Source organism: Cecembia sp. (assembly GCF_007126775.1).
Taxonomy (GTDB): domain Bacteria; phylum Bacteroidota; class Bacteroidia; order Cytophagales; family Cyclobacteriaceae; genus Cecembia.
This window is the reverse complement of sequence record NZ_SLAP01000123.1, coordinates 1-17,228: the sequence shown is the minus strand read 5'-3', so window position 1 is coordinate 17,228 and position 17,228 is coordinate 1. Positions and strand designations below refer to the sequence as shown.

The 17,228-nt window shown below is 41.7% G+C and carries 17 protein-coding genes and 4 tRNA genes; 5 read left to right on the top strand and 16 right to left on the bottom strand.

Annotated features, from left to right (window positions below):
• Nucleotides 1-2 precede the first annotated feature (2 nt).
• The 10 genes from rplA to QZT73_RS08365 all read right to left on the bottom strand — a co-directional run bounded on the left by rplA (nt 3) and on the right by QZT73_RS08365 (nt 6,434).
• On the bottom strand, nt 3-701 hold the full coding sequence (rplA, locus tag QZT73_RS08410) for a 50S ribosomal protein L1 (protein WP_291779287.1): 699 nt from the start codon (nt 699-701) through the stop codon (nt 3-5).
• A gap of 10 nt (nt 702-711) precedes the next feature.
• On the bottom strand, nt 712-1,155 hold the full coding sequence (gene rplK, locus QZT73_RS08405; protein WP_291779284.1) for a 50S ribosomal protein L11: 444 nt from the start codon (nt 1,153-1,155) through the stop codon (nt 712-714).
• A gap of 3 nt (nt 1,156-1,158) precedes the next feature.
• Nucleotides 1,159-1,716 carry a transcription termination/antitermination protein NusG gene (gene nusG, locus QZT73_RS08400; RefSeq protein WP_291779281.1) on the bottom strand — a complete coding sequence of 186 codons (558 nt, stop codon included), beginning with the start codon at nt 1,714-1,716 and terminating at the stop codon, nt 1,159-1,161.
• 20 nt (nt 1,717-1,736) lie between these two features.
• The gene (gene secE / locus QZT73_RS08395; RefSeq protein ID WP_291779277.1) at nt 1,737-1,925 is read right to left on the bottom strand and encodes a preprotein translocase subunit SecE; all 189 of its coding nucleotides are present in this window, start codon (nt 1,923-1,925) and stop codon (nt 1,737-1,739) included.
• A gap of 18 nt (nt 1,926-1,943) precedes the next feature.
• Nucleotides 1,944-2,014, bottom strand: a tRNA-Trp gene (locus QZT73_RS08390).
• A gap of 110 nt (nt 2,015-2,124) precedes the next feature.
• Nucleotides 2,125-3,312 carry an elongation factor Tu gene (gene tuf, locus QZT73_RS08385; protein WP_291779274.1) on the bottom strand — a complete coding sequence of 396 codons (1,188 nt, stop codon included), beginning with the start codon at nt 3,310-3,312 and terminating at the stop codon, nt 2,125-2,127.
• Between the two features lie 60 nt (nt 3,313-3,372).
• A tRNA-Thr gene (locus QZT73_RS08380) sits at nt 3,373-3,444 on the bottom strand.
• A 30-nt stretch (nt 3,445-3,474) separates the two neighbouring features.
• Nucleotides 3,475-3,547, bottom strand: a tRNA-Gly gene (locus QZT73_RS08375).
• A gap of 42 nt (nt 3,548-3,589) precedes the next feature.
• Nucleotides 3,590-3,672 (bottom strand) — tRNA-Tyr (locus QZT73_RS08370).
• Between the two features lie 155 nt (nt 3,673-3,827).
• Nucleotides 3,828-6,434, bottom strand: coding sequence for a M1 family metallopeptidase (locus QZT73_RS08365; RefSeq protein ID WP_291787640.1), 2,607 nt, complete (start codon nt 6,432-6,434; stop codon nt 3,828-3,830).
• A 50-nt stretch (nt 6,435-6,484) separates the two neighbouring features.
• Between QZT73_RS08365 and QZT73_RS08360 the strand changes: the two genes are divergently transcribed.
• The 4 genes from QZT73_RS08360 (at nt 6,485) to QZT73_RS08345 (ending at nt 9,012) form a co-directional block, all read left to right on the top strand.
• A complete protein-coding gene (locus QZT73_RS08360; RefSeq protein ID WP_291779267.1) occupies nt 6,485-6,979 on the top strand; it encodes an acetyl-CoA carboxylase biotin carboxyl carrier protein subunit in 495 nt (164 codons plus the stop codon).
• Nucleotides 6,980-7,081: 102 nt separating this feature from the next.
• On the top strand, nt 7,082-7,792 hold the full coding sequence (pyrH, locus tag QZT73_RS08355; protein ID WP_291779264.1) for a UMP kinase: 711 nt from the start codon (nt 7,082-7,084) through the stop codon (nt 7,790-7,792).
• Between the two features lie 11 nt (nt 7,793-7,803).
• Nucleotides 7,804-8,364: a ribosome recycling factor gene (gene frr / locus QZT73_RS08350; protein ID WP_291779261.1), complete on the top strand. Its 561-nt coding sequence runs from the start codon at nt 7,804-7,806 to the stop codon at nt 8,362-8,364.
• A gap of 72 nt (nt 8,365-8,436) precedes the next feature.
• Nucleotides 8,437-9,012 (top strand): sugar O-acetyltransferase, encoded by a 576-nt coding sequence (locus QZT73_RS08345; protein ID WP_291779258.1) that lies wholly within the window; start codon nt 8,437-8,439, stop codon nt 9,010-9,012.
• A gap of 514 nt (nt 9,013-9,526) precedes the next feature.
• Here the strand turns inward: QZT73_RS08345 and QZT73_RS08340 are convergent.
• Both QZT73_RS08340 and QZT73_RS08335 read right to left on the bottom strand, forming a co-directional pair.
• The gene (locus tag QZT73_RS08340) at nt 9,527-10,321 is read right to left on the bottom strand and encodes a purine-nucleoside phosphorylase (protein ID WP_291779255.1); all 795 of its coding nucleotides are present in this window, start codon (nt 10,319-10,321) and stop codon (nt 9,527-9,529) included.
• Nucleotides 10,322-10,410: 89 nt separating this feature from the next.
• Nucleotides 10,411-11,247, bottom strand: a complete 837-nt coding sequence (locus tag QZT73_RS08335) for a purine-nucleoside phosphorylase (RefSeq protein WP_291787638.1) — start codon at nt 11,245-11,247, stop codon at nt 10,411-10,413.
• A gap of 122 nt (nt 11,248-11,369) precedes the next feature.
• Here QZT73_RS08335 and QZT73_RS08330 point away from each other — a divergent pair, with 122 nt between their 5' ends.
• Nucleotides 11,370-11,894, top strand: a complete 525-nt coding sequence (locus QZT73_RS08330; RefSeq protein WP_291787636.1) for an NAD(P)H-dependent oxidoreductase — start codon at nt 11,370-11,372, stop codon at nt 11,892-11,894.
• A 4-nt stretch (nt 11,895-11,898) separates the two neighbouring features.
• On the opposite strand, the gene ftsZ is transcribed toward QZT73_RS08330, so the two are convergent.
• The 4 genes from ftsZ to murC form a co-directional block, all read right to left on the bottom strand.
• Nucleotides 11,899-13,536: a cell division protein FtsZ gene (gene ftsZ / locus QZT73_RS08325; RefSeq protein WP_291787634.1), complete on the bottom strand. Its 1,638-nt coding sequence runs from the start codon at nt 13,534-13,536 to the stop codon at nt 11,899-11,901.
• A gap of 96 nt (nt 13,537-13,632) precedes the next feature.
• Complete coding sequence (ftsA, locus tag QZT73_RS08320) at nt 13,633-14,949, bottom strand: cell division protein FtsA (RefSeq protein ID WP_291779244.1); 1,317 nt, start codon at nt 14,947-14,949, stop codon at nt 13,633-13,635.
• Between the two features lie 11 nt (nt 14,950-14,960).
• Entirely contained in the window at nt 14,961-15,716 is a 756-nt protein-coding gene (locus QZT73_RS08315) for a cell division protein (RefSeq protein ID WP_291779241.1), read from the bottom strand.
• A complete protein-coding gene (murC, locus tag QZT73_RS08310; protein ID WP_291779238.1) occupies nt 15,700-17,103 on the bottom strand; it encodes a UDP-N-acetylmuramate--L-alanine ligase in 1,404 nt (467 codons plus the stop codon). The genes QZT73_RS08315 and murC overlap by 17 nt, the downstream gene beginning before the upstream one ends.
• Between the last annotated feature and the right edge of the window lie 125 nt (nt 17,104-17,228).

Sequence of the window (17,228 nt, the reverse complement as noted above, 5' to 3'; positions counted from 1 at the left end):
GATTAAATACCTTGAATACTTCCTTTATCTACTTTCACTCCAGGAGACATTGTACTGGATAAATGTATGCTCTTGAAATATGTTCCTTTCGAAGACGCAGGCTTCAACTTTGAAATGGTATTGATAAGCTCTCTTGCATTTTCCTGTATTTTCTCAGGAGTAAAAGAAACTTTACCAATACTTGCATGAATTATACCGAATTTATCAACTTTAAAATCGATTTTACCGGCTTTCACTTCTCTAACTGCTTTTCCTACATCCAACGTGACAGTTCCGGACTTAGGGTTTGGCATCAAACCTCTAGGACCTAAAACCCTACCTAGTCTACCAACTTTAGCCATTACATTGGGCATGGTGATAATGACATCAATGTCAGTCCATCCACCCTCTATTTTGGCAATATAATCGTCAAGACCTACATAATCTGCACCAGCTTCCTTAGCCTCTTCTTCTTTGTCAGGAGTACATAGCACCAATACCTTCACGTCCTTACCGGTACCGTGAGGAAGGGCAACTACACCTCTCACCATTTGATCAGCTTTTCTAGGATCCACGCCCAAACGAACGTCAAGATCAACAGAAGCATCAAATTTTACATTGGTGATGTCCTTCACAATAGTAGAAGCTTCCTCTAGGGAGTACTGCTGGCCTGGGTCGTACTTAGAAAGAGCTTCTTTTTGCTTTTTTGTTAACTTAGCCATAGTATATTTTTTATTCCTCCCAAGGAGCTTTACCAGAAACTGTGATTCCCATACTTCTAGCAGTACCTGCAATCATTTTCATGGCAGATTCTACTTTGAAAGCGTTTAAGTCAGGCATTTTTACCTCTGCAATTTCCTTTACCTGATCCCAGGTAACTGATCCGACTTTTTTCCTATTTGGTTCTGCTGAGCCACTTTTAAGCTTTGCCGCCTCTAACAACATGATCGCTGCTGGAGGAGTTTTGACAACAAACTCAAAAGATTTGTCAGAGAAAATAGTGATTAAAACCGGCAACACCTGACCCATTTTTTCTTGGGTACGGGCATTAAACTGCTTACAGAACTCCATGATGTTCAAACCCTTGGAACCAAGAGCCGGACCAACCGGAGGTGATGGATTTGCCTGGCCACCTTTCACTTGTAATTTCAAATAACCAGTGATTTCCTTAGCCATTTCTTAATCTTGTTTTTCTACTTGTATAAAGTTTAATTCGACAGGCGTATTCCGACCGAAGATCTTCACCATAACGTTTAGCTTCTTCTTGTCTTCAAACACCTCTTCTATTGTCCCCGAGAAACCACTGAAAGGACCGTCCATTACTTTTACGGTCTCTCCAACTATAAATGGCGTGTCTAATTTCTCCGCAAACTCATCAATCTCTTCAACACGGCCTAAAATCCTGTTGACCTCTGATTGACGTAATGGCTCAGGGGTTTTGGAAGCCCCCCCTTGGTTTGAACCTAAGAAACCGATAACACCCGGGATACTCGTAATCACGTGATTGGCCTCACCATGGCTTAAATCCGCATTGACTAAAACATAACCTGGAAAGAAATTCCTCTCCCTGACCCTCTTTTTGCCATTACGCATTTCGTAAACTTTTTCGGAAGGTATCAAGACTTCAGGAATGTATTCCTGAAGCTTAGCCCTGACAATTTCGTTGTCCAAGTAAGACTTGGCCTTCTTCTCTTGTCCAGCTACCACCCTAAGTACGTACCACTTGTGTTCAGCCATCAGTAATTATTAATCTTCGATTAAAACAAATCGTAAAACCACTTCATCAGATTTTCGAATCCAAGATCAATAACACCTATGACAAGCGCAAAGATCAATGAAGCTACAATTACCAACACGGCACTGTTCTGAAGAAATGAATAGGTAGGCCATGTGACCTTGTTTTTCATTTCATCAATGGATTCGATGACAAAACTTTTTATATTCATGGTTTACATCATTATTTGCACGGGCAGAGAGATTCGAACTCCCATCAACGGTTTTGGAGACCGCTATTCTACCATTGAACTATGCCCGTAGAAATTTTGGTTCCCAAAAGGAACGCAAAAGTAGTTAGAATAGGGATAAGAAACAAATGCGACCCCAAAAATCTTCGGGATCGCATTTGGATTATATCAATCGCAATGATTAGTCTAAAATTTCAGTTACCTGACCGGCTCCTACTGTTCTACCACCCTCACGGATCGCAAAACGTAGACCTTTTTCAAGTGCAACTGCATTCAGCAAGTTCACTTCGATAGTAACGTTATCACCTGGCATCACCATTTCCACATTCTCAGGAAGTTTGATTTCGCCGGTAACATCCGTAGTTCTCAAATAGAATTGAGGACGGTACTTGTTGAAGAATGGCGTATGACGGCCACCTTCTTCTTTAGAAAGAACGTAAACTTCAGCTTTGAAGTGAGCGTGGGGAGTCACAGAACCAGGCTTACAGATAATCATACCTCTTCTGATCTGAGATTTTTCAATACCTCTAAGCAACAAACCTACGTTGTCACCAGCTTCACCCCTGTCAAGGATCTTACGGAACATCTCTACACCAGTAACGGTTGATTTCAAACCTTGTGCACCCATACCGATAATGTCAACGGGGTCACCTGAGTTGATAACACCTCTCTCAATTCTACCAGTAGCTACTGTACCACGACCAGTAATAGAGAATACGTCCTCAACAGGCATCAAGAAATCCTTGTCGATCAAACGCTCAGGAAGTGGAATGTGCTCATCAACTGCATTCATCAATTCCATTACAGTATCTTCCCACTTGGTTTCACCATTAAGTGCACCAAGTGCAGATCCTGCGATTACTGGAATATTGTCGCCATCAAAATCATAGAAAGAAAGCAATTCTCTTACTTCCATTTCTACAAGTTCAAGTAGCTCAGGATCATCGACCATGTCGACTTTATTCAAAAATACTACAAGAGCTGGTACACCAACCTGACGGGCAAGTAGGATGTGCTCTCTTGTCTGTGGCATTGGGCCATCAGTAGCAGCTACCACAAGGATAGCGCCGTCCATCTGTGCAGCACCAGTAACCATGTTCTTCACGTAATCAGCGTGACCAGGACAATCTACGTGTGCGTAGTGTCTTTTTTCAGTCTGATACTCAACGTGAGATGTGTTGATGGTGATACCTCTTTCTTTTTCTTCTGGAGCGTTGTCGATAGAAGAGAAATCTCTTAATTCAGAAAGACCTTTTTTGGCCAAAACTGTAGTAATGGCAGCAGTCAAAGTTGTCTTTCCATGGTCTACGTGACCAATCGTACCGATGTTAACGTGCGGTTTGGAACGGTCAAAGGTTGCTTTTGCCATGCGTGAAAATCCTCTGTTTTAGTTAAAGATATGAATTAGTTAAATTTTTCAATGTTTCAGAGCCAACGACGGGATTTGAACCCGTGACCCCTTCCTTACCAAGGAAGTACTCTACCACTGAGCTACGTCGGCTAATAACACTAATATGCCATAAAAGCATAGAGCGGGAGACGAGGCTCGAACCCGCGACCTGCAGCTTGGAAGGCTGCCGCTCTACCAACTGAGCTACTCCCGCTTTTGAACTTATGTTTCCTCTCAGAAACTTTCATTTAAGTCGTGGGGGAAACAGGATTCGAACCTGTGAAGACATAAGTCAACGGATTTACAGTCCGTCCCAGTTGGCCGCTTTGGTATTCCCCCAAACTGATTTTTCGTCAAAAACAACTGTGACCCAAAGGTTTTTGTATTCTTAACGGATGGCAAAATTATACCCTTTTCCTAAACATTCAAAATATTGTCAAAAATTTTCAAGGTATTTTTTCGGACCACCAATTAATTAGATAAAAATCAAGGCATTAATTTTCATCAAGATAAGAGGATAGGAAAAATTCCATGTACCGCTTGGCCATTTCGTCCTGTTCCTCAGTCCATATCGCTTTCGCTTTTGCCACAAGTCCAGGTTCATCTATAAAAGCAAATAGCCCCATAAATGCGGCAATCCTCACATAATTGGCATTGTGATTTCCCGCAAGACCCTGCAGCCTTTCAATGGCCTTGTCCGAACCTTCACCTGGAAGTTTCGCGAAATAATCTCCATAGTATCCTAAAAAATAGTACAAAGACTGTCCAGTAAGTAAATCCAATTTTTCATGAAACCATTTTCCCTTTCCTTCCATCTCTTCAGCAATATAATAATCTGCCAAAGCCACTATCATGCGGATATTGCGCTCTGACTCAAACCTTGAGGCTATTTCATCCCTGTTTTTATTATTTGGTTCTTCAAGGTAGGCACTTAAGGCAGCCCCAGCCACATAATAGGAAGGGTCATTTAACCAACGCTGAAAGGCGGGAGAATATTTGTCCCCATCAATCAAGGACAAAAGCTCAATGGCCCCCAGCCTGACAGTGTTCTTAGGGTCATTTTCTGCAATTTCAAATAGCCTTTCCTCCAAATTTTCAATGGCTAATATCCACTCCGGGTGCTGAGATATTTTCATAATGGCCAACTCACGGACCGCCCAGAAATCATCACCTAAACCTTTTCCGATCAAAGGCGCTACATCCGGGTCTTCTCCATAATAAGAAGAAAGACTGTCCAAGGCCTCATACCTTGCCACACCTAGTTTGGAATTTTCGTATTGTTGGATAAAATGCTGCCTTCCTCTTAAAGTACGCTTTTCAGCCAAAATCTCTTTGGCCTCGTCTACATACAATGCTGTAACCGGAACATTGTTCACTATGGCAAACTGCTGCCAGGATTTATCTAATACCAACTCTTTCTCATACCTTTCGCCTCCCGAATACCAACTTACTTTAAAAGGTATCTTATATAAAGGTGTTGTGCTAAAATCCTGTCTCTGCGCAATCGTTAATAAGAGGTTTTCGGGTTGACTGTAATCCACTTCATATTCCAATATGGGATGGCCCGATGCCAGAAACCATTGGTTGAAATACCAATTTAAGTCCATCCCGGTCACTGCCTCAAATGCAAGGCGCAGGTCATGAACCTCCACCGCACTGAAAGCATGATTCTCCAAATAATAATTCAAAGATGCAAAAAATGCATCATCTCCAAGGTGCCTTCTGAGCATATGCAATATCCTACCTCCTTTGGCATAGGAATGGCTGTCAAACATGTCCTCTCCATCCTTATGGTAAAACCGTACAAGGTCCTCCTGCTTTTCCAAGGCTTCATCAAAATACTGCTCCATCTCGGCAACTTGGTGCATGTCTGCATCATCCTTTCCATTTTTATGTTCATACCAAAGGTATTCAGCATAATTCCCAAATGCTTCATTTAAAGTCAGATTGGCCCAAGATTCATTGGTCACATAATTACCAAACCATTGATGGAACAACTCGTGTGCAATAATGCTGTCCCACTCTGAATCAATGGCCTCCCGCTCATTCAGGTTGAGCTGTTCCATGAATATAGAAATGGTAGTATTCTCCATAGCCCCTGATACAAAATCCCTGACCACAACCTGGTCATATCGCTGCCAAGGATAAGGTACCCCCAAGCGTTCAGAAAAAAATCCAATCATCTCAGGAGTATGGGCAAAGACCTTTTTGGCCCCTTCTTCAAATTCTTTCTCCACATAATAATTGACCTGCATACCCTCCCACTCATCCTTTATTTCGACAAAATCACCTACAACGATCGCCGCCAAATAAGGTGCATGGGGAAGGTCCATTAGCCAAGTATCGCTTCGCGTACCATCTCCATTGTCAATGCTGCCCTGAAGCAGGCCATTGCTAAGTGTCCTGTATTTGGCATCCACTGTCAATTTGATTTCCTGGGTACCTCTTTCATTGGGCGTATCTATGGTGGGAAACCACTTTGAATTGTGTTCGGTCTCCCCCTGTGTCCAAATCTGTGTAGGCTTGTTGGCTTCCTCTCCCCTGGGGTTGATAAAATATAATCCTTTGGTATCAGTGATGGCTCTACTTCCCCCTCCCGCATTTTCATTCGGCTTGGCTGTATATTTAATCCTGACCCTAATGGTGTCTTCACGGGTATAAGCAGAAGGCAAGTAGGCGGTGAGTTTTTTGCCGTTATACCTGAAGTTAAGCGCCTGATCTCCAGTATCAGTCAATAATTCATACTGGTGAACATCAAAATCTTTGGCATCCAAGACCAACTCCTGCTGCGGAAAAAAGTGGGGCTTCAGGATCAATTCGGCAGTTCCCAGTACCCATTCATTTTCATAGTCAAACTTCAGATCCAAAGCTGTATGCAAAAGGTCAAAGTCTCTTTGCCTGCTGGCCTGATAAGCTTCTATTTTATACTCCAGATGCTGTATCAATTCCGATCGTTCAGATTCCAATAATGCAGCTGTATCCACTAAGGGAAAATCATCTTCTGCCCTTTCCTGTTCATTAAGGACGGTTTTGGAACTTTGGCAAGACCAAAAAACAAATACAGCCAACATCAAAATAAGCGCAGACTTCCAGACTTTCATGAAAATGGTTTTTAAAGATTTATCCTATATCTTAGCGCAAAATAATAGAAATGTATTCAGCAAGCATTAAAAATTCCGTATTTGAGGTAGAAAAGTCCGAAACACATTTTCTGGTCAACGGCAATATTCTTGAATGGACGATTTCAAAAGTCCGAGACAGGCACTTTCTAGTTATTTATAAAGAGCAATCCTACAAACTGGAGGTTGTAGAAGTAGACAGCGCCATAAAACAGGTGAAGCTCAAATTGAACAACAGGCCCTGCACAATATTACTCAAGGACAGATTTGATCTTTTATTGGAAAAACTGGGCATGAATAACCTGCAACAGAACAGGGCCAAGGATATCAAAGCACCTATGCCGGGACTGATCTTTGACATTCAGGTAAAGGAGGGACAGGAAGTGAAAAAAGGTGAGCCTGTTTTGATTTTGGAGGCCATGAAAATGGAAAATATCATAAAATCTCCCGGTGAGGGCATTGTGAAACATATCAAAGTGAATAAAGGGGACAGCGTGGAAAAAAATCAGGTTTTGATCCAATTTTAAGGTAGCAACTTTTCACATTTCCTGAGGAAGGCTTTATATTTGACGGATTTAACAATAGTAAATAAAGGAAGAGAACACCTATTTCAAACATCAATACCTACAATGAAATACAACAGAATATTGCTGAAATTGAGTGGTGAAGCCTTAATGGGGGAAAATAGCTACGGTATAGATTCCAACAGGCTTGAACAGTATGCTCAGGAAATCAAAAAAGTAAAGGATCTTGGGGTAGAAGTTGCCATCGTAATTGGAGGAGGCAATATTTTCAGGGGTGTTCAGGCCGAAAAAACCGGAATAGATAGGGTACAGGGAGATTATATGGGGATGTTGGCCACCCTGATCAATGCCATGGCACTTCAAAGTGCCTTGGAACAAAATGGCATGTTTACCCGTCTCATGTCAGGTATTAAGGTGGAAAGTGTCTGTGAGCCATTTATAAGAAGGCGTGCCATCAGGCATTTGGAAAAAGGAAGGATAGTGATTTTCGGGGCTGGAATTGGCAACCCTTATTTTACAACCGATTCCACAGCAAGCCTGCGGGCCATAGAAATAGAAGCCGATGTGGTATTGAAAGGTACAAGGGTAGATGGGGTTTATACGGCAGATCCTGAAAAAGACAAAACTGCCACAAAATACAGCGTGCTTTCCTTTCAGGAGGCCTACGAAAGAAACCTGAACATTATGGATATGACCGCCTTCACCCTTTGTCAGGAAAACCATCTGCCGATTGTGGTATTTGATATGAACAAACCCGGTAATTTGCAAAAAATTGTCGCGGGAGAAGAAATAGGAACTTTAATAACTTCAAATTAATCCAGAAGCACATGGAAGAGATTCAATTATACCTGGAAGAAGCGAAAGAAATGATGCAGAAAGCGGTAAATCACACCGCAGCCGAACTGGTGAAAATCAGAGCCGGCAAAGCCATGCCAAATTTGGTTGAAGGCATTATGGTACAATATTATGGTGCCCCTACTCCTTTGCAGCAGGTGGCCTCTGTTACCACTCCGGATGCAAGAACCCTTGCCATCAAACCCTGGGAAAAAACCCTGATCAGTGAAATCGAAAGGTCCATCATCAACTCAGACCTTGGGCTGGCTCCACAGAATAATGGGGAACTGATCATTCTGACAATCCCACCTTTAACAGAAGAAAGAAGAAAACTATTGGTAAAGCAGGCCAAGCAGGAAACCGAAAATGGTAAAATCTCCATTAGAACGGTGAGAAAAGACATCAACGAGTCTTTGAGAAAACTTCAGAAAGATGGAGCACCCGAAGATGAGGTGAAGCGGGCAGAAGATACCGTACAGAAACTTACAGATAAATATTCCACAAAAATTGATGAACTGCTTACAAAAAAAGAAGCAGAAATCATGACTGTTTGAAAAGCCCAAAGCTCAAAAAGTTCTTTCAAGGAAATCTCGAAAGAACTTTTTTTTGCGCAAATTACTAAGGTGATGGCTAAATCGGAGAAAGAAAAAATGCTCACCGGAGAGGTGTACAATAGCAGAGACCCTGAACTCTTGGAAAGGTATCATTTGGCTAGGGAGCTGATGCTTGAATTCAATCAACTTAGTTCAAGGAATTTTGAAAGGAAATCTGAAATCCTTCATCAATTGTTGGGGGAAGTTGGAGATGGTGTATGGATTGAAGCACCTTTTTATTGTGATTATGGCCAAAATATCAAACTTGGGAAAAATACTTTCTTAAACTTCAATTGCCTATTTTTAGACGACAACTCGATCACTGTCGGAAAGAATGGATTAATAGGTCCTAATGTACAGATCTATACGGCATCCCACCCATTGGCTGCCCATGAAAGAATTGTAGCAGATCCAGAGGAAAGGTATTTGACTCTGACAAAAGCCGTACATATCGGAGACAATGCCTGGATCGGAGGCAACACCTTGATTATGCCGGGGGTAACTATTGGAAATAATGTAACCATAGGCGCAGGTTCTTTGGTCACAAAGGACATCCCCGATAACTGTTTGGCAATGGGAAGCCCCTGTAAGGTGGTCAGGAAATTATGATCCTGGATTTGATGATAACATTTAACGAATGAGTAAAAAAGATAAAATACAAATGACTTTGATTTTGACTTGATCAGCGATTATTTTTCACAATTTTAAAGACAAGGCCCGCCAAGTCCCGAAATTACAATCAAAGCTTTAAGTTTTATCGAAAACCTGAATTCGACGTGCAAGATTTCCGACATCGGCTTTAAAAAAAGTATTGAAAGAATGGTGTAAATTCTTGAAAAAAGGAGATTACTTTACTTTGACAGATTCCTCAAGGTTTACAGAGGAAATAAAATTTGAGTTTGCGTTTTCAAATCGACCAGAGGGAGATTCATTAGCTCCTTTGAAAAATTACACTTCCGCGAATAAATTAGGGTCGTCTTTTTTGACTCGATTTCAAAATAGGGTTTAGTTTTTATAAAAAAAATACCCAGTACAGGGTATTTTTGGGTTTTGGACAGTATCTGTCCGAAAAAAATGCAATTTTTGTTCAAAAATTTGAAATTTGCTGGGTTTGAGAAGAAGTTTAAATCACCCCCCTTACCAAGCTTACCAACTTTTCCCCTGCCTTTTTCGCTACCGCCACCACTTCTTCATGGGTAAATATTTTGGAGACCTTAGGAATACTCTCATTGGTGATCACAGAAAAAGCCAATACTTTTATCCCCATATGCCTGGCAGCAATTACCTCAGGTACGGTACTCATGCCCACGGCATCCCCTCCTATCATCCGCAAATAATGAATTTCTGCCCTACTCTCCAATTTAGGCCCCTGCACACCGATATATACGCCTTTTTTTAAATCTATCTCTAATTTTGTTGCTGCCTGATTCACCTTGGCCATCCAATCAAGGTCGAAAGGAGCAGACATTTCAGAAAATCTAGGCCCTAAACTTTCTTTATTTGTCCCCCTTAAAGGGTTATCAGGTAAAAGGCTGATGATGTCTTCAATCAGCATGATATCCCCTACTTCGAAATCCGGATTGAGCCCTCCTGCAGCATTGGTTATTATCAGCCGCTTTACACCCATAAGGTGCATCACCCTAATGGGGAAAACCACCGTTTCCATACCATAACCTTCGTAATAATGGAAGCGACCATTCATTACTAACAAGGCCTGACCGTTTAAGTATGCAAAAATCAACTCCCCTGAATGGCCTTCGACCGTAGAAACAGGGAAACCGGGAATTTCTGCATAGGGAAACCTGTTCCTGATGTCCAAATAATGCACCAATCCACCAAGCCCTGAACCCAGAATGATACCTGTTTCCGGAACAAATGAGGTTTTATCTTTCAAATATTGCGTGGCTTCCTGAAGCATAATTTCTTTTGTACATAGTACAAAGTACCATGTACTATCTAATTCTCACTCGACTGTAACTGAAAATTTTCTAAACATAACATTAAACCTTAAACCCGCTTTACCAACTCCCGGATGATCAAGCTCATCCCAGGTTCAGCTATGGCAGCAGCTGCCAATACTTCATCGATACGTACTTTTTTGATATTTCCCGGTGAACATAAATCAGTGATCGCAGAAATGGCAAAAACCGGCAATTCCATATGTCTGGCCACAATCACCTCGGGGATAGTACTCATACCAATGGCGTCTGCACCGATTGTGCGGAGGTATTTGTATTCAGCCTCTGTCTCTAGGTTGGGCCCCTGAACAGCTGCATATACCCCTTGATGAACATGTAAACCATTGTTTTTGGCTATGCTGAAGGCATGTTGTATCAGGGATAGATCATAAGGTTCAGACATATCGGGAAATCTGACACCAAATTGATCTAAGTTATTCCCCCTTAGGGGGTTTTCCGGAAATAAATCTATATGGTCATTGATGATCATCAATTCCCCTATTCCATAATCAGGATTCAGGCCTCCGGCAGCATTGGACACAAATAGCTGATGTATTCCCAACATTTTCATCACCCTGACCGGGAAAGTAACTTGCTTCATGGAATACCCTTCATAATAATGAAAACGCCCCTGCATCGCAAGTACCCATTTACCAGAAAGCTTTCCAATGATCAATTTGCCCTTATGGCTTTCTACTGTAGAAACAGGAAAAAAAGGAATTTCCTCATAAGGAATTTCCAATACCAATTCTATATTGTGTATCAACTGTCCCAAGCCGGTTCCAAGGATAATGCCTATTTCTAAAGGACCTGAATGCTTATGATGTATGTATTCAAAAGCATGACGGATTTGCTCTTCGTAGGGAATATGGGGTTCTTCTCTCATACAACTAAAATTTTCCCTAAGTTAAGTAATAATGGCTTTTCGGCCATAAAATTTAAACAATTCGGAAACTATTTAACTTTTGGCATTGTAGTATTTCTCAAATAAAACAGACCAGCCTCAATATGATCAAAATCATCGTAAGTACCAATCGCCCTGATTCCCTCTCCCATACCATAGCACTTTTCTACCAAAAAATACTTTTAGAAAAAGGCAGTCCATCAGAAATCCTGAATTTAAAGGACTTGCCACATGATTTTGTCTTTTCTGCACTATACCAAAACAATGGCAAAAACGCTGCCTTCAATTTATTTCATGAAAAAGTCAAAACAGGAGAAAAGTTTGTGTTTATCGTTCCGGAATACAACGGCTCCTTTCCGGGAATTCTCAAATCCTTTATTGATGGGATGACCTATCCCAATGCCTTTCGGAATAAAAAATGTGCCTTGGTGGGCCTCTCCTCTGGAATAGGCGGGGGTGGCATCGCATTGAGCCACCTCACCGACATCTTCCATTACCTTGGGATGCATGTACTCGCCCTCAAACCTAAACTTGCTAAGATTGAGGAAAATTTGTCAGATAACCTGCTCACCAACAGGCTGTACATGGAATTGCTTCACTCCCAGGCAGAAATGTTGATTGATTTTTAATAAATCAATCAACATTATCGTGTAAAAACCTATTGTTTTTCAAAAATTCATTCTCATCTGTCAGATTAAATCTGGAAATGCTCCTTTCAGAACTGTGCTGTACATCCGATAATTTCACTTGCTTGCGGATATAAGCAGGAGTTTCCAATTTGTCCTTAAACTCCTCAGGAGATTGAGAATAGGTCTTTATATTCTTTAATTTTTCAAAACGCTCATATGCTTTTTGAATGGCCTTCTGTCTTAGTTGCTCATAATAATCATTGCTGTAAACCCCTACCGGCTCTTGCTTGGGCTTTTCAGTTTTTGGCAATTCAGGAGCTTCCTCTTTTTCTGAAGGCAACTCAAAAACTACTTTTTTGGTCTCAGGCTGAGCAGGTACAAATTCAAACTCTTCTTCATCTTCATCCTCCACCTGAACAGATTTCACAGGTTCAATTTCCTTTTGATTGCTGATTTTTGAAGCTTCTTCCTCTGTATTTTCATCATTGGCCGGTGTAAAAAGCGGCTTACTGAAGGTAAATGTAAATGTTTGTCCCGCCTCTGATACAGCATCCTGATCTACTTTGGAAGTTTTTCCTGACTCCAGATCAATTACTTTTTTTACGGAATCATTCTCTTCAGCCTCCTGAGCTGCACTTTTTATCTCCTTTTTAGGCCCATCAGAAGTGAGTTTGTCCATTTTAAACCCCGTCGCAATTACGGTAACCCTAATGGCTTTGCCCAATTCCTGATCAATACCCTGACCAAAAATCACATCCGCATCTTCTCCTGCTCTCTCTTGGATATATTCAGTGATTTCACTCAACTCATCCATAGAAAGTTCATCTTCTTCTCCTGACATGATCGAAAGTAAAATTTTCTGGGCTCCTTTGATATCCACATTATTCAGCAGGGGAGACGCAATGGCTTTTTCTGCCGCCCTGATGGCCCTGCCTTCTCCTTCTTCTGAAGCAGAACCCATGACTGCAGCTCCGGCATCCTTCATTACAGTCTTGACATCCTCAAAATCCACATTGACGTCTTGGTGAACTGTAATGATTTCTGCAATGGATTTTGCTGCAGTAGTCAATACATTGTCAGCCTTGGCAAAAGCAGAGCGAATGGCAAGATTTCCGTAAATTTCTCTCAGTTTATCGTTTAGAATGACCAAAACTGTATCACAACTTTCTCTCAGGGCTTCTATGCCATGCTGGGCTGCCTGCATTTTCTTTCTACCTTCAAAAATGAAGGGTGCTGTCACAATCCCCACGGTAAGAATATCCATATCCTTGGCAATTTTTGCAATAACCGGTGCTGCTCCCGTACCTGTTCCTCCACCCATTCCGGCTGTGATAAATACCATTTTGGTCTTATCGGAGAGGAGTTCACGGATATCTTCCTTACTTTCCAGGGCAGCATTTTTGCCTTTTTCAGGATTTGCTCCTGCACCTAAGCCTTCTGTTAAGTTAGCGCCTAATTGCAGCCTTAATGGTACTGGACTACTTTTAAGTGCCTGGGCATCTGTATTTACTACTACAAACTCGACATCTTTAATGCCTTGATTGTACATATGGTTCACAGCATTGGAACCACCCCCACCTACACCAATCACCTTGATGATTGATTTATGGTTTTTGGGAAGATCAAATTGGTAATCTTTCATGTTATCTGACGTTTTATTATGTTGGTGAATTTAATTTTCAAATGATTAGGAGGGAAATGAAAGGCACAGCCCATCATCTCCCCAGTATGATAAGCCCTAGTAATTATTATCTTCTCCGATATCACTGGTGATGATATCTTTTAATCTCATTCTCATTTTAGAGAATATATTTGAGGCCAAATCATTGTTTTTCTCTTTATTGTCATTTTTGACGTACATTCCAGTTTCGTAGCGTTTTCTATAAGTCTCCTCCCTTTCATCAAAAGATTTGAAGCCGGCAAGGACCAAGCCCACAGAAGTCGCATACATGGGACTTTTGATTTCATCAACTTTACATTTGCCCAAATGCTCATTGGGATATCCTATTCTTGTATCCAATCCGGTCATGTACTCAAACAATTGAGCTACTCCGGAAAGCATGGATCCTCCACCTGTCAATACGATACCCCCAGCAAGCTTTTTATAGTGCCCACTGGCAACAAGTTCATTTTGTACATGCTCTATGATTTCTTCCATTCTAGCCTGAATAATCGCTGCCAGATTCTTAATGGATATTTCTTTTGGCGGCCTGTTCCTCAAACCTGGAATAGAGACGATTTCATTGGGATTGGCTTCCTCTGCTATGGCTCTTCCAAATTTGGTCTTTAAAAGTTCGGCCTGATTGTGAAGCACCATACATCCTTCCTTGATATCCGTAGTGATGATGTTGCCCCCCAAGGGGATGACTGCTGTATGCCGGATAATGTTGTCGTAGAATATAGCTATATCTGTGGTTCCACCACCAATGTCCACCAAACAGACACCAGCCTCTTTGTCCTCTTCACTCAGAACGGAAAGTGAACTGGCCAAAGGTTCAAGAATCAGGTCTTTTGATACCAGGTCTGCTCTTTTAACACATCGGTTGATGTTATTAATGGCCGTACTTTGCGCAGTGATGATGTGGAAATCTGCTTCTAATTTAGAGCCGGACATGCCTACAGGGTCTTTGATACCGTCTTCATAATCCACTGTATAATCCTGCGGCATGACATGGATAATGGTGTTTCCCGGAGGGACTACAATATTCTCCATATCATTGGCTAACCGGCGCACATCCTCTATGGTGATTTCATCCTGGTTGGGGTTCCTGATGATGGCACCATGATGTACTGTACTTCTGATATGCTGACCGGCAATACCAACAATTACATTGGCAATGTCCACCTCTGCCATATCAGAAGCATCACTCACTGCCTTTTGGATGGCATTGACCGTCTTGTCGATATTGGTAACAATACCACGAATAACCCCATCAGAGACGGCTTTACCCATACCCAATACCTCAAGTTTTCCAAACTCGTTTTTGCGGCCTACCACCGCACAGATCTTGGTAGTTCCAATATCCAGTCCTACAATAAATTTGTCGTTTTCCATAGCATCATCAATTATTCACAAACAATCTGGCCTTTGTATTTAATGTTTACCCTGCTGTAAGTATTCCATCCCTTCTTCGGGAGGATCTCTTCGTAAAACAGGTTGATTTTCTTAAATTTTTCTTCAATATCCACAGCCTCCCCAAATTCAATGACCTGCTTACCAACCTGTTGGTACATGCGGATATCTCCTTTTTTTGGTATTTCCAGTTCAGTAATCTGGGCACTCCAAAAAGGATCTTCAGAGATATACCTGATCAGATCCATCAGCTCGGGATAACCCTTCTCTAAATTCTTCATCTCCAGAATTTTTTCCGCATAATTGCCATAAAGGATTAAAACACGGGAAGTATAATGGTTAGAAGTAGGCAGGATAAGTCCTTCCTTAGAGATGTAACCATCAGCAGCCTTGGGACGGGAGATCCTGGCCAAAGGAACATGCTGCTCTATCTCTACCTTCAAATTGCCCTTTTGGTCTCCGAATACTTCGGCATTCTTGACGAAAGGATGGCTTTCTACCTTCTTTTCAATATCATGAAGATTGATTTCCGTAAAGGCAATCCCAGGTTGTAGAAGGGGAAATTCTCCTTTTAAAGCATTAAGGATATCTTTCTCGTCAACAAAATATACATCGCTCACCGCCTTGACATGGACTTCTATCCCAGATAGTTTTCTCTCAGCACTCTTTTTCTCAATGAAACCGATGAATACCAGCAACACCAAAAGGAGAATACCGAATAAAAAGCCTTTTTTATACCTGATTTTCATGTTGTTTCATCCAGTTTGCAATCGGTTCTACCAATCTATCAATATCTCCTGCCCCTATTGTCACTAAAACTTCCACCTTTGTGCTGTTGAGGTAATCCAAAAGACCCTCTTTGCGTTGCAAAGATTTTTGTGGCGCTTGGATACCTTCCAATAACATGGAAGCTGTTACCCCCTCTATAGGGAGTTCCCTTGCCGGATAGATATCCAGCAAAATGACCTCGTCTGCCAATGAAAGGCTTTCAGAAAAGCCCTCGGCAAAATCCCTTGTTCTCGTATATAAATGCGGCTGAAATACCGCAGTTAATTTTTTACCAGGATACATGGCTTTGACCGAAGTCAAAAAGGCCCTAATCTCTTCAGGGTGATGTGCATAATCATCTATAAAAACCCTATCCTCCTCCTGAACCCAAATTTCAAACCTCCTCTTAACCCCTTTGTAGGAAGTCAAAGCCTGACGGATCACTTCTGTCTCCAATCCCTCATCCAAGGCAATAGCAATAGCTGCCAAGGCATTTTCTACATTATGAAATCCAGGCATACTCAGTTTAAGACCATCAATTCTTCGTTTCTGATCTTGATAATCAAAACGGAAAAACCCAGGCATTGCCTGCACGTTTTCGGCTTTGATTTCACCTTGGTCCTTACCATATTGCTTTACCTTCAAAGCAGCAGTCTTCGAAATACCTAATTTTTCATAGGCCTTATGATGGATGTAAAGCCTCCCGTTTTCAGGAAGTAAAGCGATAAATGCCCTAAAACCTTCCATCATAAGGCTATCATTTCCATAAATATCCAAATGATCTGGATCGGCACTGGTCAGTACTGCCGTATTGGGATGCAGGTGCAAAAATGACCTGTCAAATTCATCTGCTTCCACCACCACAGTAACTTCGGCACCATTTTCATCATGGAGAATAAGATTACTGTTGTAATTCTGCGTAAGACCTCCTAAGAATGCAGCAATATTTTTTCCGCCTGACTTGAGCAAATGGGCAATCATGGAGGAAGTGGTGGTCTTACCGTGGGTTCCTGCCACCGCAATAGTAGGCATCCCCGAAGTGATCATGCCCAGTACTTCTGCGCGTTTTTTTACCTTAAATCCATGATCAATAAAATAATTGAGCTGGATGGAATCCTTCGGCATAGCCGGTGTCCAAATGATCAAGCTAGCAGGTGGATTTCCCAATACTTCAGCAGGGACATTCTCCATCTGATCTTGATAAGTTATCAGCATGCCCTCGGCTTCAAGCGCTTCGGTCAAAGGAGAAGGGGTACGGTCGTAACCGCTAACCTTGGCGCCGATGTGGTTAAACCACCTCGCCAAAGCACTCATCCCGATACCTCCGATACCTAAGAAATGGACGCTATGTAAAGACTTCAGATTCATAAAAGAATGCCTTCTATCGCTTTCACAATTTCATTAGCCGCCTCAGGCTTGGCTAGTTTTTTTATATTTTTACCCATTTTTTCAGACTTTGAAGGATCCGAAAAGATGGTGTCTACAGAAGCTTT

Coding starts and splice junctions, on each gene's coding strand:
- rplA (WP_291779287.1), bottom strand. CDS start 701: ATGGCTAAGTTAACAAAAAAGCAAAAAGAAGCTCTTTCTAAGTACGAC.
- rplK (WP_291779284.1), bottom strand. CDS start 1,155: ATGGCTAAGGAAATCACTGGTTATTTGAAATTACAAGTGAAAGGTGGC.
- nusG (WP_291779281.1), bottom strand. CDS start 1,716: ATGGCTGAACACAAGTGGTACGTACTTAGGGTGGTAGCTGGACAAGAG.
- secE (WP_291779277.1), bottom strand. CDS start 1,925: ATGAATATAAAAAGTTTTGTCATCGAATCCATTGATGAAATGAAAAAC.
- tuf (WP_291779274.1), bottom strand. CDS start 3,312: ATGGCAAAAGCAACCTTTGACCGTTCCAAACCGCACGTTAACATCGGT.
- QZT73_RS08365 (WP_291787640.1), bottom strand. CDS start 6,434: ATGAAAGTCTGGAAGTCTGCGCTTATTTTGATGTTGGCTGTATTTGTT.
- QZT73_RS08360 (WP_291779267.1), top strand. CDS start 6,485: ATGTATTCAGCAAGCATTAAAAATTCCGTATTTGAGGTAGAAAAGTCC.
- pyrH (WP_291779264.1), top strand. CDS start 7,082: ATGAAATACAACAGAATATTGCTGAAATTGAGTGGTGAAGCCTTAATG.
- frr (WP_291779261.1), top strand. CDS start 7,804: ATGGAAGAGATTCAATTATACCTGGAAGAAGCGAAAGAAATGATGCAG.
- QZT73_RS08345 (WP_291779258.1), top strand. CDS start 8,437: ATGGCTAAATCGGAGAAAGAAAAAATGCTCACCGGAGAGGTGTACAAT.
- QZT73_RS08340 (WP_291779255.1), bottom strand. CDS start 10,321: ATGCTTCAGGAAGCCACGCAATATTTGAAAGATAAAACCTCATTTGTT.
- QZT73_RS08335 (WP_291787638.1), bottom strand. CDS start 11,247: ATGAGAGAAGAACCCCATATTCCCTACGAAGAGCAAATCCGTCATGCT.
- QZT73_RS08330 (WP_291787636.1), top strand. CDS start 11,370: ATGATCAAAATCATCGTAAGTACCAATCGCCCTGATTCCCTCTCCCAT.
- ftsZ (WP_291787634.1), bottom strand. CDS start 13,536: ATGAAAGATTACCAATTTGATCTTCCCAAAAACCATAAATCAATCATC.
- ftsA (WP_291779244.1), bottom strand. CDS start 14,949: ATGGAAAACGACAAATTTATTGTAGGACTGGATATTGGAACTACCAAG.
- QZT73_RS08315 (WP_291779241.1), bottom strand. CDS start 15,716: ATGAAAATCAGGTATAAAAAAGGCTTTTTATTCGGTATTCTCCTTTTG.
- murC (WP_291779238.1), bottom strand. CDS start 17,103: ATGAATCTGAAGTCTTTACATAGCGTCCATTTCTTAGGTATCGGAGGT.